A 17,636-nucleotide genomic window follows, 5' to 3' on the forward strand; every position below is an offset into this window, starting at 1 on the left:
GAGAAGAACTTATTTTCTGGATAGCTCGAATTTTTAGGCGTATTCAGTGGGGCTTATAGGTTTTTTTTGCTTATTTTCGAAAAGTTTCGGATGCTAGTGGTATCTTACACAAAGTTCTATTGCCTTTCAATGTTTTGTGCGGCATTATTTGTATTTTTTTGAAAGATATTGGCGTAAGATAATTGGGCAAGTAAACAGTTGAATTTATTTTTTAATTACTTTTGGTGATAAATATTGATTTTGATGCAACGTTTAATTACCCTTTTCCTACTAACCTTTGTAACGACACTATCGTTTGGGCAAGAGCCACAAAGTAAAGCGGATAGCCTACTTTATAGCCTAAGCAAAGCTAATGATTCCGATAAGGTAGCAATACTTCTCGAGCTGAGCGAACAGTTTATCGACAGTGAGATTGGTTTTGACTATGCCGAGCAGGCTCTAGAAATTGCAACATCGCTCAACAAGCCCAACTTAAAAGCAGATGCACTGTACTCCTTGGGCAGATATTTTAACGTGAACTGGCTGGATGATGAGGCCCTTGAGGCATATAGCAAAGCGCTCGAGATTTACACCTCAATAAACGATAAGGAATCAATAACACAAACCAAGCGACAAATAGGAAGGACATATCGTTACCTCGATTCGATGGATTTGGCTATTAGCTATACTTTAGAATCATTAGAACTAGCCGAAAGTATTAACGATAAGGTAAAGGTTGCTGATGCCCTTTTGGACTATGGCGACATCCTAATTAAGCTAAACAAATGTGCTGAGGGAATAGCAAAACAGAATGAAGCCCTAAGTATTTTTCAAGAGTTTGGGACACAAAATGAGCTCTACAGTGCCTATAATAAGTTGGGTAGTTCTTACTTTAATTGTGGGGAGTACCAGCTATCCATTGAATCGTACCTGCGGGAAATAGAGATTAGAGAATCGTTGAATGATATTCGAGGGGTTGCTCTTGCTCAGCACAACCTTGGCCGAACACATAGGGTTATTGGCAATTTTCAGCTTGCCATAGAGCAGTATCAGAAGAGTTTAAGGTTATCGGAGGAGCTAGGCGAGAAGGTCTTTATAGCTGCCAACAGCAGCGAGATAGGCTTGGTTTACGAATCCCTTTCGCGAAGTCCGCTGGCAGTTATGGAGAATGAGCAAAATTATCGACGAGCCCTAATGTATCATAAAGAAGCTTTGGCGTTATATCGTGAGATGGAAAATCAGGGTAGGGTGGCAGAGTCGTTAAATAATATTGCGAACATCAGCTCCCTTTTGGCTATGAACAAATTTGTGGCAGAGTATGGCGAGGAGTGGGAAGACTCACTATCAAGACTAAAAGTGAATGATGTCGATTCGGCCTACCAAAGCACATTCGATTACTACTACCAAGCATTGGAAATTTTTAAAAGCCTAGATAATACCAAAGAGATTGTCAATGTTAACATAAACCTAGGTAGCCATTACATTTATACCCGCGATTGGAGCAGGGTAAGGAGTCACCTAAATACTGCCTTTGACCTAGCAAAGGATATTAATAGCCAGTACGATATTGCGCTAATCCACTTCTATTTCGGTGAGTACCATAGCAAGCTAAGAAATTTCGACAGTGCAGAGCAAAGTTTCCTGCTAAGTCTTAATATATCCGAAGATTTAGGGATTAAAGATCTGGCAAGGCACACTCACCAAAAGCTATCAAAGGTATACGAGAGTACTGGTAATCTGGGTAAAGCTATAAAGCACATTAAAGCCTACAATAAGATCAAGGATGAGCTGTTCTCGGAGCAAAGCCAAAAGATTATTACCGAGATGCAAACCAAGTACGAAACAGAGAAGAAGGAGCAGGAGATTAAGCTGCTGAATAACGAGAAGGAGCTACAGCGATCGGTAATTCAGCGCCAGAAGCTTACAATAGCCATTTCCATAGGTGGTATTATTGTGATTTTGGCTTTTGCAGGTCTGCTAATAAATATGGTACGGCAAAAGCAAAGGGCTAACCGAATTCTGGAGGAGAAGAATGAGCTGATCTCGCATCAAAAGCAAGAGATTACCGATAGTATTAGGTATGCAAGCCGAATTCAAAACGCCATACTACCATCACCCACCATACTTAGGGAGGAGTTGAACGAGCACTTCGTGCTTTTCCTTCCGCGCGACATTGTAAGCGGCGATTTTTACTGGTTTACCAAGCAACAGAACAAAATGGTGCTGGTTGCAGCCGATTGTACAGGGCATGGCGTTCCCGGAGCTTTTATGAGCATGCTGGGTGTGTCGTTCCTTTACGAGATTGTGAACAAGGAGGGCATTATGCAGCCTGCCCAAATACTGAATATGCTTCGCGATTTTATTAAGCTAACCCTATCGCAAACAGGAAAGAAGGATGAGCAGAAGGATGGGATGGACATTTCACTTTGTATGCTCGATACCGAGAATATGAAGCTGGAATGGGCAGGGGCATATAACCCATTGGTGCTTATACGAGATAATGACATTATTGAGTACAAGGCCGATAAGATGCCTGTGGCAATTCACATAACCGATCATCAGCCATTTACAAATCACGAAATCGACCTTCAACCCAACGATCGCTTCTACATGTATTCCGATGGTTTCCCCGACCAGTTTGGTGGAGCCGACGGACGCAAGTTCATGTCGAAACGGTTTAAGCAGCTGCTTCTCGATATCCACCAAAAGCCCATGGAGGAGCAGAAGCAAATACTGTACAACGAGCACCTTGCTTGGCGAGGTGATACCGAGCAAATAGATGATATAGTGGTGTTTGGGGTTAGGGTTTAGTCTCATTTAGCTTGGTGCCCAGGGTTACCATTAGATTAATGATTCAAAATGCCTACCTTTGTCTTTTCTGTAGAGCAATTTTAATGATATGACATCAAAGGAAGGTTTTAGATCTGCACTAAAGGTCAATCCTGGAGTAGAGCAGCCACCCACAATCAATAGCAATATCGCTTCGCGCTTAAAGAGTAAAAAGCGTAAACTGCTTGACCCCGATCAGTATGCACAGGGGATTTTTAATCGTGATATTTCTGTGTTAAGCCAAGCCATTACGCTAATCGAAAGTTCCCTGCCTAGCCACCATGAGCTGGGCCAAAAGGTAATTGAAAAGTGCTTGCCGCATACTGGAAAATCCATTAGAATAGGAATTACCGGTGTGCCGGGTGTAGGCAAAAGCACTTTCATCGAGGCGTTGGGGGGTGCCATTACCCAGGCTGGAGGCCGCTTAGCCGTACTTGCCATTGACCCCAGCAGCGAGCGAAGCAAGGGCAGTATTCTGGGCGATAAAACCCGGATGGAGACACTCTGCAATGATCCTAATGCATTTATCAGACCTTCGCCCTCTGCAGGTTCACTTGGGGGGGTAGCCCGAAAAACCCGCGAAACAATTATTCTGTGCGAAGCTGCTGGCTTCGATACCATCTTTATTGAAACGGTGGGCGTAGGCCAAAGCGAAACGGCAGTGCACTCCATGGTTGATTTCTTTTTACTGCTGATGTTAGCTGGTGCCGGCGATGAGCTGCAGGGGATTAAGCGTGGAATAATGGAGATGGCCGACCTGATTGCCATAACTAAGGCCGATGGCCAGAATGTAAACAAGGCCAAAAGCGCTAGGGTACAATACGAGAGTGCACTTCACCTATTCCCTATGCCCGAATCCGGGTGGTTACCCAGGGCAAAAACCTGCTCTTCGGTTACAAAGGAGGGGATAAACGAGGTGTGGGAACAGATACTCGAGTATGTTGAGTTTACCAAGCAGTCCAGTTTTTTCCAAAAGCGCAGGCTCGAGCAGGCCAAGTACTGGATGTTCCAAACCATAACCGAGTCGTTAAAGGATGACTTGTTCCACAATCCACAGGTTAAGGCGTTGATTAAGGCTACTGAGCAGGATGTGCTTGCCGACAGGATCAGCTCCTTTGCTGCTGCCAAACGAATTCTTGATTTCTACAAATCAATATAAACCTTATTGTTTTTTAATTGTTATCAACCAAAAAAAAGTAAAATGAGAAAACTATTAGTAATTTCTTCGGTAGCCTTAATGCTACTTTCGTGCTCCAAAAGCGAGTACAAAATAAATGGAACCATCGACGGAGCAACCGATCAGATGGTTGTTTTAAAAACTATGCAGGACAACGAGTTGATTTCGGTTGATTCCACCATGATGACCAACGGCAAGTTTCAATTTGCTGGATCGGTTGAGGTGCCTGATATCTATGCCATTGATTTTAAGTTTCCCGAGGATAGGCTTATCCTTTTTCTTGAGAATTCCAATATTACCATTAAGGGTAATGTAGATAATATTATGTCGAGCGACATCAATGGTTCGGCAACTCAGGATCTTTTGCTCGAGTTTAATCAGTTGCAGGAAGAGTTGTCTGGCCCAATGATGCAAATTCAGCAGAAATTTCAGATGGCGGCCATGGATGGTTCGCTTACCCCTGAGCTGGAGGAGCAGCTGCGTGAAGAGTTTATGGCTGAGAACGACAAGATGATGGAGGCGGTAAAAACGTTTGCTATTGATAATAGTAATTCTGTTCTTTCGGCATATATCACCTTAACCCAGCTGGCAAACCAGCTGTCGTTCGAGGAGCTTGAGAGCATTGTATCGAAATTTCCCAAGAGCATTCAGTCGTCGCCATTTGTTATTGCCCTAAACGAGAAGTTAGATACCGATAAGCTTACAGCAGTTGGCCAACCCTTCATGGATTTCACGCATCCCGATCCCGATGGCAATATGGTAACATTCTCATCAGTTACTGGCGAAAACTATGTGTTACTCGATTTTTGGGCAGGATGGTGTACTCCTTGCCGTCGTGAAAACCCCAACCTTGTTAAGCTTTACAATCAGTACAAAGATAAAGGCTTCGATATCTTTGGCGTTTCGCTGGATCGCAGGCAGCAGGAGTGGTTAGACGCGATTAAGGACGATGGCCTTGAGTGGCATCAGGTTTCGGATGTATCTGGATGGGAAAACTCAATAGCCAAAATGTATGGTGTTCAGTCCATACCAGCCAGCTTGCTAATTGGCCCCGATGGTAAAATTATTGCCAAGAATTTAAGAGGCGATGAGCTAGCACAGAAGCTTGCCGAGCTGTTGGACTAACTTTTCAACCATTATAAGTCAGAATAGGAAAGGGGCCGCAAGGCCCCTCTCTTGTTTATGTAATTAGTTTGAATTATAGCTTCACAAATATTTCAACCGCTTTGGCAATGGCCTTTTCGAGTCCCTGTGGGTCTTTACCTCCTGCTGTTGCATAGAATGGTTGACCGCCACCACCACCTTTCATCTCCTTGGCTGCTTCCCTTATAATGGTTGATGCGTCCGCTTTTTTCGATTCAATAATCGATTCAGCCACCATTACGGTTAGCAAGGGTTTCTCGTTAATTTCCGCACCCAGCACTAGGAAAAGGTCTGGCACTTCGTTCCTTATCTGGTAGGCTAAGTCTTTCAATGCGTCGGCGTTATCAATATCAACCTTTTGTGCAATAACCGATGCACCGTTTTTAGAGGCTACAGTTGATATTAGCGAGCCTTTCAGATTTTTAACGTGCTCCTTGGTAAAGGCCTCAATTTGTTTCCTTAAAGAACTGTTTTCGTTCACCAATTTTTCGGCAGCCACCATTACATCGGGTGGGTTACCCATAAGGGCTTTGAGGTTCTTTATAAAATCGACCTGCTGATAGAGGAAATCCTCTGCTTTTTGAGCCGTAATGGCCTCGATCCTTCGTATGCCTGCTGATATAGCCCCTTCGGACACAATTTTGAAAAGCCCAATGTTTCCTGTAGCGCTTACGTGTGTTCCTCCGCATAGCTCAACGGAATCGCCAAAGCGAATAACCCTTACCGCATCGCCATACTTTTCGCCAAATAGCGCAATGGCTCCCATTTGCTGCGCCTGATCCATTGGAACATCGCGGTGCTCATCAACCATGGTGTTCTGGCGAATAGCCTCGTTCACCAAGCTTTCTACCCTTCGTATCTCTTCATCAGTCATCTTTTGGAAGTGGGCAAAGTCGAACCGGAGGTAATCGGGGTGCACCAGCGAACCCTTCTGCTCAACGTGCGAACCTAAAACCTCCCTCAAGGCATGGTGCAGAAGGTGGGTTGCCGTATGGTTATTGGCTGTGCAAATACGCTTGTTAACATCCACCTCGGCCATAAACGTGGAATTTGCTTCGGCGGGAAGCTTGTCTACTAGATGTATAGTTAGATTATTTTCCTTAACGGTGTTCAGTATTTTAATGGTCTCGTTGCTGCTGGTGATTGTTCCCATATCGCCAACCTGTCCGCCCGACTCGGCGTAGAATGGTGTTTTATTGAATACCAGATGGTACTGCTCTTTCCCTTTTTGCTTTACAGTTCGATATCGAGTAATTTTTACCTCCGATTTAAGCGAGTCGTACCCTACGAATTGGGTTTCGGCATTGGGGATGATCTCAATCCAGTCGTGTGTTTCAACGCTTGCCACGCTGCGCGAGCGATCTTTTTGCACTTTCATCTCCTTCTCAAAATCTGCTTTGCTCACGCTAAGGCCATGCTCCCTGAGGATTAGCTCCGTGAGATCGAAGGGGAAACCGTAGGTGTCGTAAAGAATAAATGCGTCGTTGCCGGTAATCTCTTTTTTGCCTTGCTTACTGGCCTTTTCCATAATGCCATCGAGCATCCTAATTCCCGTTTCGAGGGTTCGTAGAAACGATTGCTCCTCCTCAAAAATCACCTTGGTGATTAGCTCCTGCTGAGCGGTAAGCTCTGGAAACCATTTGCCCATTTGGTTGGCCAGGATAGGAACTAGCTTGTTTATAAATGGTTCGTTAAAGTTTAGGAATGTGTAACCATATCGCACTGCACGCCTAAGAATTCGGCGGATTACATACCCAGCCTTAACGTTTGATGGTAGCTGTCCATCGGCAATGGAGAACGAAACGGCACGAAGGTGGTCGGCAACCACGCGCATGGCCACATCGGTTTTAATATCGTTGCCATAGGCAATGCCACACTCGCGGCTTATTTCTTGAATAATTGGTTGGAAAACATCGGTATCGTAGTTGCTTTGCTTGCCCTGCAAAGCCATGCAAAGGCGTTCAAAGCCCATTCCTGTATCGACATGCTTGGCTGGGAGCGATTCCAAGGAGCCATTGGCCTTACGGTTAAACTGGATAAACACCAGGTTCCAAATCTCAACTACCTGTGGATGCCCTTCGTTCACCAATTCTCTTCCCGATATCTTTGACTTTTCCTCGGGGCTTCTAAGGTCGATATGTACCTCGGAGCAGGGGCCGCAGGGGCCACTATCGCCCATTTCCCAGAAGTTATCCTTTTTAGACCCCAAGAGCACTCTGTCCTCGGGTAAAAATTGTCTCCACAAATCCATTGACTCTTTATCTACCTCAAGGCCATCCTCGGGACTTCCCTCAAATACTGTTGCATACAGGTCGCTGCTATTGAGCTTAAGAACATCAACAAGGAACTCCCATGCCCATTCAATGGCCTCTTTCTTAAAGTAATCGCCAAAAGACCAGTTTCCTAGCATTTCGAACATGGTATGGTGATAGGTGTCATGTCCAACCTCATCCAGATCGTTATGTTTACCCGATACCCTGAGGCATTTTTGGGAATTAGCAACCCTCTTTTGCTTTGGTTCGGTGTTGCCAAGGAATATATCTTTAAACTGGTTCATTCCAGCGTTTGTAAACATGAGCGTGGGGTCGTTTTTTACGACCATTGGAGCCGAAGGCACAACCTGGTGCGATTTGCTCATAAAAAAATCTAGAAATGCTTGTCTTGCTTCTCCCGATGTCATAAACTATTATTTTTTGTGTGTTTATCTGTGTTTCTGGCGTTATTTTAAGTGCTAAAAAATATTGAAAACTTTGCAAAAATAAATATTTACATTAGATTTGCTGCTGTTAGTCAATTTAGAAAGTTTACAAACAGTTAACAATTTGCTTTAAAACTCCCATGGGAAAAAAGAAATTTAGATACAATCCAAGCACTCTTTCCTTTGAACCCATTGAAGTATCATTACTTAAAAAGTTTGCAAATTTAGCAATTCAATTCGTTATTAGCTTAGCTGTTGCTGTAATTGTTTTTTTCTCGTATACCTTCTACTTTGATACTCCCAAGGAGAAGATTCTGAAGCGGGAGAATGCAGAAATTGAGCTTAAGTTTGAACTTTTAGGCAAGATGCTTGAGGAGTCTAATGTTGTTCTCGAAGAGATACAACGGCGCGACAACCATACCTACCGAGCCATTTTTGATGCCGATACCATACCGTCAACTCTCCGGATGGGGGGTATGGGTGGATCAAGCAAATACGATCATCTACGAACCTTTAGTAGCTCCGATTTGCTCATCGATATTGCTACCAAGCTCGATCAGGTTACCTGGAAAACCTATATTCAATCCAAATCCTTTGACGAGGTGATAGATCTAGCGAAGAATAAGGAGAAGATGATACTAAGCGTACCAGCAATACAACCTGTTGCTGTGAATGAGGATACGCGCATAACCAGTTACTTCGGATACCGTCGCGATCCATTCCTTCGCACGCAAAGATATCATCAAGGGATGGATTTTGCTGGACCTAAGGGGATTCCCGTTTACGCAACGGGTAATGGGAGGGTAGTTAGTGCTTCCTTCTCCTTCTTTGGGTACGGCAATGTGGTGCTTATCGATCATGGCTTCGGCTACCTTACGCGATACGCACACCTTAACTCCATTGATGTTAACAAAGGCGATACGGTATCTAGGGGGCAGGTCATCGGTACCCTAGGCAACTCTGGCCGCAGCACAGGCCCACACTTACACTACGAAGTAATATATAGGAACAGAACCGTTGACCCAATGAACTACTTCAACGAGATGAAACCAGAAGAATACGAAATGATGGTGAGGAATGCTAACCCCATCGAGTAGCCTGTAAACACTGATCTTTAATCTATATTAACTTTCATTCGTGTCAAATTATTTGGGTTACCATTAGGTTGTTGCACATTTTTTTTATATTTGCTGCAACTTATTATCACTCATTATTTTTGTAATGCCCAAGCACAAGTACAGGTTTAACCCCGATTCGTTGAGTTTTGTGAAGGAGCATTCCTCCTTTAAGAAAAAGTTTTGGAGGGGTTTTAACTACTTTTTATTCAGCATTGTTGTATCCGTTGCTTATTACGTTGTCTTCTCCTTTTTTTTCGATACACCACAAGAACGCGGACTGAGGCGTGAAAATGAGGAGATGTTGCTTCAGTTTGAACTTTTTAACAAGAAGTTCGACCATATAACCACTGTTCTCGAAGATATTCAGCAGCGCGACGATAATATCTATCGAACAATTTTTGAGGCAGAGCCTATTCCAAGCACCATTAGGCAGGCAGGTATTGGTGGGGTCGATAGGTATTCAAATTTGGAGGGGCTTTCCAATTCGGAGATTGTTATCGAAACCGCTAAACGAATTGATAAGCTATCGAAGCAGATGTATATCCAGTCAAAATCTTTTGATGAGGTGATTGAGATGGCCAAACGAAAGGAAGAGATGGTGGCTTCCATACCTGCCATTCAACCCGTATCTAATAAGAACTTACTACGTGTTGCTTCCCCCTTTGGTGTTAGAATGCACCCTTTTTATAAGGTGCTAAAGATGCACAACGGGATGGACTTCACCGCCCCAACTGGTACTGAAATTTACGCCACAGGCGATGGAGTGGTGTCGGATGTAATTCACTCATCGCGAGGTTACGGCAATACAGTAATTATTGACCATGGATTTAGCTACAAAACCCTCTACGCTCATCAAAGTAAGATATTGGTGCGAAAGGGTCAGCGTGTAAAACGTGGTGAGGTTATTGGTTTGGTGGGCAATACGGGCATGAGCATGGCACCACACCTTCACTACGAGGTGAGAAAGAATGACCAACCCATAAACCCCATCAATTTCTACTTTAACGATTTAACACCCGAAGAGTACGATAAAATAATTGAACTAGCTGCCCAAAGCGGCCAGTCACTCGATTAGGGTTTCTCCCAATTTGAACCTGCATAAAACCATTCCATATGTTTCAACAATTTAATAGGATCACTTTGCCTTTTGCATCGCTGTACATAGCTTTAACCATACTTTCTTCAAACAATTTTGTAAGCGCTCAGGATGGTGATGCCATTCAGCTTGCTGATTCAATTGAAACTTTCTCGGTAATTGGTGTTGGTGACATCATGCTTGGCACCCATTTCCCCAACCGATCGTACCTTCCTCACCGTGATAACTGCGAACCACTGCTGAGCCCTGTTAAGCATATTCTGCTCGATGCCGACGTTACCTTTGGTAACCTTGAGGGGTGTTTCCTCAACGACGGAAAGGTGGTGAAGCAATGCCGCGATACCACCAAATGCTTCGCATTTAAAATGCCCGAACATTATGTGCACTGCTTAGCTGATGCAGGTTTCGATGTGGTGAGCCTTGCCAATAATCACGTGGGCGATTTTGGCGATTTAGGACGTAACACCACCATGCGTTTGCTCGATTCTGTTGGAATTAGCTACGCAGGCCTGCTTACGCATCCAACCACCATATTTGAGCGAAATGGCATAACCTATGGGTTCTGTGCTTTTGCTCCAAATAGGGGAACCTGTAGCATAAACGATATTCCTCGGGTAAAGCAAATTGTGTCATCGCTTAAGAGTCAGGTTGATGTAGTGATTGTTTCATTTCACGGCGGAGCCGAGGGCGCCAACCACCGAAATATCACCCGTGAAAGGGAGTATTACTATGGCGAGGACAGGGGCAATGTATACGAATTTGCCCGACATGTTATTGATGCTGGAGGTGACATTATTTTTGGCCATGGCCCACACGTAACCCGAGCAATTGACCTTTACAAAGGAAGGTTCATTGCATACAGCCTGGGGAATTTTGTTACTTATGGTCGATTTAATCTGCGAGGACCCAACGGATTTGCTCCCATTGTAAAGGTAAATGTCGATAAAAATGGTAAATTTGTAGGAGGTCAAATATATCCAATAGTTCAGAGAGGCCGAGGTGGTGCTGTGCCCGATCCGGCAATGCAGGCTGTAAAGGAGATTCAAAGGCTAAATGCCGAGGATTTTCCAGAGCACCCTCTGGTTGTTGGCGATGACGGATCAATTAACATAAAGAATTAGAGCCATGCCCTACAAGGAGAAAAAGGTTGAGAAACTTTACTACAGCATTGGCGAGGTGGCCAATATGTTTGGTGTTAACACATCGTTAATACGCTTCTGGGAAAAAAACTTCGACGTTATAAAGCCCAAAAAGAATAAGAAGGGGAACCGCCTTTTCACCAAGGCCGATATTAATAACTTTAAGCTGATCTATCATCTTGTAAAAGAGCAACGGCTCACATTGGAAGGCGCTCGTAAAAAGCTTGCCGAAAACAAGGAGGATACGGTCAACAACTTTGAGGCCATCGAATCGCTTAAGCGTGTTAGGGAGATGTTGCTTGAGGTAAGAGAAATGTTGTAATGGATACTGTATGGTTGTAAAAGATATAACATCGATAATTGAGGAGTTTGCCCCGCTTGGATATCAGGAGAGTTACGATAACGCGGGGCTTCTTGTTGGCGCAACAAACAACAAGGTGAGTGGCGTTTTGCTATCGGTTGATGTTACGCCAGAGGTGATTGATGAGGCATTGGCCCGGGATGCTGACCTAATTGTTGCACACCACCCCCTAATTTTTAAGGGGCTAAAACGACTGACGGGTTCAAACCCTGTTGAGTTGTCAGTGATTAAGGCCATCAAGCATGGCATCTCTATATACTGTGCCCATACAAACCTCGATAGTGTGTGGAACGGGGTAAGCGCAGCTGCAGCCAAGGTGTTGGATTTGACCAACATCTCGGTGTTGGCCCCTGCAAGCAATCAGCTGGTGAAGCTGGTTACCTTTGTCCCCCATGAAAGGGTTGAACAGGTGCGTTTGGCTATGTTTGAGGCAGGAGCTGGGCAGATTGGTAACTACGACCAATGTTCATACAATATCCAAGGGATGGGGACTTTTCGTGCGGGTGAAAACACCAGTCCGTTTGTAGGTAGCAAGGGGGAACTTCATCACGAGCCTGAGACCAAAATTGAGGTTGTTGTACCCAGACCTGTTCTGTCGAAAACAATTAGCGCTTTGTTGCAGTCTCATCCCTACGAGGAGGTTGCCTACGATATTTATCCCATAGAGAACGCAAACCCAAGGGCAGGCCTTGGTGTGGTTGGTCAGCTAGCCAAACCTCAAGCTGAGGTGGATTTTTTGAAACGAATTAAAAAGATGTTTAGGGCAGGATGCATTAGGCACTCACCGCTAACTGGCAAGCAAATTGAGAGGGTTGCCATTTGTGGTGGAAGTGGGGCCGAGCTTATTGGTCAAGCCAAAGCGGCAGGAGCCGACATATTTATCACGGCCGACGTTAAGTACCATCAGTTTTTTGATGCAGAAGGAAAGCTTGTAGTTGCCGATGTGGGGCATTTTGAAAGCGAACAGTTTGCTTTAGACATTTTTTATGAAGTACTTACAAAAAAAATTCCTAATTTTGCAGTCTTAAAATCAAACGTGAAAACCAATCCCATTAACTACTTATAATAAGGTATGGTAGCAGACAAAAACAAAACCTCAGAGGTAAGCGAGATGCCTGTAGAGGAGAAGCTTAGGATTCTTTACGAACTTCAGCAAATCGATTCGAAAATTGACCAGATCAAAACGCTTAGGGGTGAACTTCCTTTGGAGGTTCAAGACTTGGAGGATGAGATTGCTGGACTCGAGACCCGCATTGAGAACCTGAAGGCTGATGTTGACTCCCTTAACGAGCAGGTGGCAGAAAAGAAAATCGAGATTAAGAATGCTCAAGGCCTTATTGCCAAGTACGAGGAGCAGCAAAAGAATGTGCGGAACAATAGGGAGTACGACTCACTATCTAAAGAGATTGAATTTCAAACCCTTGAGATTGAACTTTGCGAGAAGCGAATCAAGGAGTTTACCCAGCAGGTTAAAGATAAGAAGGAACTTATTGAGCAGGCAGAAACACTTCATGGTGAGCGCTCAGGCGATCTTCAGGGGAAAAAGGCTGAGCTCGATAGCATTATCCAAGACACCCAGAAGGAGGAGGATGAGCTGGCTCGCAAATCGGAAGCTTATCAAGAACTTATTGAACCCCGATTGCTTACAGCCTATAAGCGCATAAGGGGTAATGCCCAAAACGGACTAGCAGTTGTTACCGTAAGGCGGGATGCATGTGGTGGATGTTTCAACAAAATACCCCCTCAGCGTCAGCTCGATATAAAGGTTAGGCGTAAAGTAATAGTATGCGAGTACTGCGGAAGGATATTGGTTGACGATGCCTTTTCAGAGGAATCAGAAGACTAGATAAATAATTGAAAAAAAAATGGGGCCCCGTGCCCCATTTTTTTATGCTGTTTACTTTTACCAGCTGCCACGAGCACCTCCGCCGCCAAAGGAGCCACCACCTCCGCCGCTAAATCCACCAAATCCGCCAAAGCTACCGCTTCCAGAACTAAAGCTACCGAAACCACCGCTGCGCCTTCCACCTCCCGACATCATGCCAAGCGCTATCCATAGCGGTATATTGTGGCCAATGGAACGACCTTTAGTTTTTTTAACATTGAATAGGATAACTAGGAAAAGGGTGAGGAATATGATGAATGGTAATACCAGTAATAGTCCACCTTCGCCCATATATCCCTCGGCAGAGAACTTGCCCGAGGCAAGGTTTATCATGGCCGTGGTTGCCCTGTCGAACCCCCTGTAGTAATCCTCGTTTTGGAAGCTGGGTATCATCTCCCTATCAATAATCCTTTTCGAAAGGGCATCGGGTATTACATCCTCCAGCCCGTAGCCTGTAGCAATAAAAGCTTCACCTCGTTGGTTCCCAATCCGTGGTTTAATTAGAATTATCGCTCCGTTGTCTTTGCCCTTCTGGCCAACACCCCAGCTCTCACCAACACGAATGGTGAAGTCGGCAATGTCATACCCCATCAGGTCCTTAACAGTTATAATGTAAATTTGAGTTGATGTGGTGTCGTGATAATTTTGTAGCTTTTGTTCTAGCCGTGCCTGCTCGTTTTGGTTCAGAATACCAGCAAAATCGTTAACAAGCCTTGGTGGCTGCATGGGCTTTGGCAGTTCCTGAGCAAAAACGTTGGTTAGCAGTAAAGTTGCTAGCACCGCTAGTGCTATGTGTCTTAGTTTTATCATAATCAATGCTATTTTCCAAACGATATCTCGTCGGGTAGTTCGTTTACATCATCTTTTTGGTAAGGGAAGTGCTCCTTGAGTTTTTGTCCAGCCAGTTCTATCCCTTTTGCCAACCCCTTTGCCAGGTTGTTCTTGGCGAATTGCTCCACCATTACGCCCTTAACATCTTCCCAAAAATCATCGGGAACAACAGCGTTAATGCCTGCATCGCCAAGCACAGCGAATTTTTTGTCGTTTAGGGCAAGGTAAAACAGAACGCCGTTGCGTAGTTCCGTTTTATGCATCTTAAGCATTGCAAACACATCGGCCGCCCTGTCAAGCACATCGCCTTTACACTTATTCTCAACGTGTACCCTAATCTCACCCGATGAGTTTAGCTCGGCTTCCTTTATTGCGTTCTCGATATACTTTTTCTGGTCAGAGGTAAAATAGTCCTGTGCCATATTGTAAGGTATTTTTAATTCAATATTTAGTTACCAAAGTCAACTGTGGGTGCCTGCCTAGCAGCCTGATCAGCCTCGAAGTACACCTTCTTCTCAAAGCCAAACCAACCCGCATAGATAACCCTAGGGAATGAGCGGATATATGAGTTGTAGGACTGCACTACCTCGTTGAATTTTCGTCGCTCTACAGCAATTCTATTCTCGGTACCCTCGAGCTGAGCCTGTAGCTCCAAAAAGTTTTGGTTAGCTTTTAGGTCGGGGTAGCGCTCAATGGTTACCAGCAACCGCGATAGCGCGCCGCTAAGTTCACCCTGCGCCTGCTGAAATTGCTGCATATTGGCCTCGGTTAGGTTGGTGGGGTCAATGGTTACCTGCGTTGCCTTTGCTCTCGCTTCAATAACCTGTGTTAAGGTTTGCTGCTCAAAATCGGCATAGCCCTTAACCGTATTTACAAGATTGGGGATAAGATCCATTCTGCGCTGGTACACGTTTTCAACGTTTGCCCATTGTGAGGTTACGCCCTCGTCGAGCGATACCATACGGTTGTACCCACAGCTGCTAAAGAAGGGAACTAGCATAACAAGTGCTAGAATGTATAAAAGATGTTTTTTGCGCATAGCTCTTTGTATTTTAAGTTGATATTGATTTTTGATTACCCACCTCTGTCTGCAAAAACTGTGCAAGGGCCTCCTAAAATTTCTTCAATAATCACCTTTAAAATTGTAACTTTGAGCCCAGAAACTAAATCACACCAAAAGATATGGCTACAGATAATTTCAAAGACCTTGTTCTACAGGGCATCCCCGATGAGTTGCCGCCTGCAAAGTCGTGGGATCCTTCGGTGAATCACGCCCCAAAGCGTAAACAAATTTTAACATCCAACGAAAAAAAGTTGGCTCTAAAAAATGCTTTACGCTATTTTCCCGAGAGGCATCACGCCATTTTGGCAGAAGAGTTTGCCAAAGAGCTAAATGAGTACGGTAGGATATATATGTATCGCTTTAGGCCCGATTACAAAATAACGGCAAGGAGCATAAACGACTTTCCCCATAAATCGGTTCAGGCAGCATCAATTATGCTGATGCTAAGCAATAACTTGGATTATGCTGTGGCGCAGCATCCCCATGAACTTATTACCTATGGCGGGAATGGAGCCGTATTTCAGAACTGGGCACAGTACTTACTAACCATGCAGTACCTTGCGCAGATGACCGATGAGCAAACCCTGGTACTCTACTCCGGGCACCCCATGGGCCTATTCCCATCGCATAAGGATGCCCCTAGGGTTGTTGTAACCAATGGGATGATGATTCCGAATTACAGTTCAAAGGACGATTGGGAGCGTTTCAACGCATTGGGCGTTACCCAGTACGGACAGATGACTGCGGGATCGTTTATGTATATTGGCCCCCAAGGGATTGTTCATGGTACAACCATTACCGTTCTCAATGCTGGACGAAAAAGGCTAAAGGCTGGCGAAACCGATTTGGCAGGCAAGCTGTTTGTCTCCTCCGGATTGGGAGGGATGTCGGGTGCTCAGCCCAAGGCTGGCGTTATTGCCGGTGTGGTAAGTGTTATTGCTGAGATTAACCCTAAGGCAACCGAGGTACGCCATAGCCAGGGATGGGTTGATGAGGTTTACGACGATTTGGATAAGCTTATCCCCCGAATTAGAAAAGCAATGGAGGGTAAGGAGGCAGTTTCAATTGCTTACCAAGGCAATGTGGTGGATCTGTGGGAGCGATTAGCGGTTGACGATATTGCCGTGGATTTAGGGAGCGACCAAACCTCGCTCCACAATCCGTTTGCAGGTGGCTACTACCCCGCTGGGCAATCATTCGAGGAGTCGAATAGGATGATGGCCGATAATCCAGAGCTTTTTAAAGAGAAGGTTTACGAAACCCTGCGCCGTCATGCAAAGGCCATAAATACTCTTACCGATCGAGGGATGTACTTCTTCGATTACGGAAATGCGTTTCTCCTTGAGGCCAGCCGTGCAGGTGCCGATATTATGGGAGAAAATGGTTCGTTCCGTTATCCCTCATACGTTCAGGATATCATGGGGCCAATGTTTTTCGACTATGGTTTTGGCCCATTCCGCTGGGTCTGCACCTCGTCCGATCCTAAAGACCTGGAAACATCCGATAGGATTGCGCAGCAAGTGCTTGAGGAAATTGCCAAAACGGCACCCGGCGAGATTACAGGTCAGCTTCAGGACAATATCCACTGGATACGAGAGGCTGGGAAAAACAAGCTGGTGGTTGGCTCGCAGGCTCGCATTTTGTACGCCGATGCCGAAGGACGTATTAAGATTGCCGAGGCCTTTAACAAGGCCATTCGCGATGGTAAAATATCGGCTCCCATTGTGCTGGGGCGCGATCACCACGATGTGTCGGGTACCGACTCACCGTTCCGCGAAACATCGAACATTTACGATGGATCTAGCTTTACTGCCGATATGGCAATACATAATGTTATTGGCGACTCATTCCGTGGTGCCACATGGGTATCAATCCACAACGGTGGTGGAGTAGGTTGGGGCGAAGTGATGAATGGTGGTTTTGGTATGACCCTCGATGGTTCCGACGATGCTGAGCGTCGCCTGCGTATGATGTTGCATTGGGATGTGAACAACGGGATTGCTCGTAGGAGCTGGGCACGTAACAAGGAGGCCATATTTGCTATAAAGAGAGAGATGGAGCGTACCCCCACCCTTAAAGTTACCATACCTCACATTGCCGACGATTCTATAATCGATAGGGTTCTTGGATAAACCTCTTTAGTACACATTCATTTAAAAGCTCGCTGTATGGCGGGCTTTTTGCTTAATTGATGTTTGTTTATCTCTTAATGCCATAAGGTTGTTGACCTAAACTAGACTTGCGCCATTTGGTAAAAAAATGCGATAAATCATCATTTTTTCTCCTCGCCAAAGGTGTTGCCATAGTTGTAATTACT

At 45.0% G+C, this 17,636-nt stretch carries 14 protein-coding genes; 10 read left to right on the forward strand and 4 right to left on the reverse strand.

Translation table 11 applies throughout. The features are described 5' to 3' along the window. Positions 1–243: 243 nt before the first annotated feature. From G8O23_RS10195 to G8O23_RS10205, 3 genes are all read left to right on the forward strand, one after another. Complete coding sequence (locus tag G8O23_RS10195) at positions 244–2,790, forward strand: tetratricopeptide repeat protein (RefSeq protein WP_166364428.1); 2,547 nt, start codon at positions 244–246, stop codon at positions 2,788–2,790. An 88-nt stretch (positions 2,791–2,878) separates the two neighbouring features. After that, the gene (meaB, locus tag G8O23_RS10200; protein WP_166364430.1) at positions 2,879–3,967 is read left to right on the forward strand and encodes a methylmalonyl Co-A mutase-associated GTPase MeaB; all 1,089 of its coding nucleotides are present in this window, start codon (positions 2,879–2,881) and stop codon (positions 3,965–3,967) included. 42 nt (positions 3,968–4,009) lie between these two features. Further along, entirely contained in the window at positions 4,010–5,110 is a 1,101-nt protein-coding gene (locus G8O23_RS10205) for a TlpA disulfide reductase family protein (protein WP_166364432.1), read from the forward strand. Positions 5,111–5,183: 73 nt separating this feature from the next. Here G8O23_RS10205 and alaS read toward each other — a convergent pair whose 3' ends face one another. Then, positions 5,184–7,808 carry an alanine--tRNA ligase gene (gene alaS, locus G8O23_RS10210; RefSeq protein ID WP_166364434.1) on the reverse strand — a complete coding sequence of 875 codons (2,625 nt, stop codon included), beginning with the start codon at positions 7,806–7,808 and terminating at the stop codon, positions 5,184–5,186. Between the two features lie 158 nt (positions 7,809–7,966). Between alaS and G8O23_RS10215 the strand changes: the two genes are divergently transcribed. From G8O23_RS10215 to G8O23_RS10240, 6 genes are all read left to right on the forward strand, one after another. After that, complete coding sequence (locus G8O23_RS10215; RefSeq protein ID WP_166364436.1) at positions 7,967–8,923, forward strand: M23 family metallopeptidase; 957 nt, start codon at positions 7,967–7,969, stop codon at positions 8,921–8,923. A gap of 124 nt (positions 8,924–9,047) precedes the next feature. Next, positions 9,048–10,019 carry a M23 family metallopeptidase gene (locus G8O23_RS10220; protein WP_166364438.1) on the forward strand — a complete coding sequence of 324 codons (972 nt, stop codon included), beginning with the start codon at positions 9,048–9,050 and terminating at the stop codon, positions 10,017–10,019. A gap of 38 nt (positions 10,020–10,057) precedes the next feature. Continuing rightward, positions 10,058–11,161, forward strand: a complete 1,104-nt coding sequence (locus G8O23_RS10225; protein ID WP_166364440.1) for a CapA family protein — start codon at positions 10,058–10,060, stop codon at positions 11,159–11,161. 4 nt (positions 11,162–11,165) lie between these two features. Continuing rightward, positions 11,166–11,501 carry a MerR family transcriptional regulator gene (locus tag G8O23_RS10230; protein WP_166364442.1) on the forward strand — a complete coding sequence of 112 codons (336 nt, stop codon included), beginning with the start codon at positions 11,166–11,168 and terminating at the stop codon, positions 11,499–11,501. Between the two features lie 10 nt (positions 11,502–11,511). Then, on the forward strand, positions 11,512–12,606 hold the full coding sequence (locus G8O23_RS10235; RefSeq protein ID WP_166364444.1) for a Nif3-like dinuclear metal center hexameric protein: 1,095 nt from the start codon (positions 11,512–11,514) through the stop codon (positions 12,604–12,606). Positions 12,607–12,612: 6 nt separating this feature from the next. Next, the gene (locus G8O23_RS10240) at positions 12,613–13,386 is read left to right on the forward strand and encodes a zinc ribbon domain-containing protein (RefSeq protein ID WP_166364446.1); all 774 of its coding nucleotides are present in this window, start codon (positions 12,613–12,615) and stop codon (positions 13,384–13,386) included. Positions 13,387–13,443: 57 nt separating this feature from the next. On the opposite strand, the gene G8O23_RS10245 is transcribed toward G8O23_RS10240, so the two are convergent. The 3 genes from G8O23_RS10245 to G8O23_RS10255 are packed head-to-tail and all read right to left on the reverse strand — an operon-like array spanning position 13,444 to position 15,295. Continuing rightward, complete coding sequence (locus G8O23_RS10245; RefSeq protein WP_166364448.1) at positions 13,444–14,235, reverse strand: TPM domain-containing protein; 792 nt, start codon at positions 14,233–14,235, stop codon at positions 13,444–13,446. A gap of 8 nt (positions 14,236–14,243) precedes the next feature. Next, positions 14,244–14,678, reverse strand: a complete 435-nt coding sequence (locus tag G8O23_RS10250) for a TPM domain-containing protein (protein ID WP_166364474.1) — start codon at positions 14,676–14,678, stop codon at positions 14,244–14,246. A 26-nt stretch (positions 14,679–14,704) separates the two neighbouring features. After that, entirely contained in the window at positions 14,705–15,295 is a 591-nt protein-coding gene (locus tag G8O23_RS10255; RefSeq protein WP_166364477.1) for a LemA family protein, read from the reverse strand. Between the two features lie 143 nt (positions 15,296–15,438). Here G8O23_RS10255 and G8O23_RS10260 point away from each other — a divergent pair, with 143 nt between their 5' ends. Then, positions 15,439–17,451, forward strand: a complete 2,013-nt coding sequence (locus G8O23_RS10260) for a urocanate hydratase (RefSeq protein ID WP_166364479.1) — start codon at positions 15,439–15,441, stop codon at positions 17,449–17,451. Positions 17,452–17,636: the final 185 nt, after the last annotated feature.

The organism is Perlabentimonas gracilis (genome assembly GCF_011174675.1).
Lineage (GTDB): Bacteria > Bacteroidota > Bacteroidia > Bacteroidales > Tenuifilaceae > Perlabentimonas > Perlabentimonas gracilis.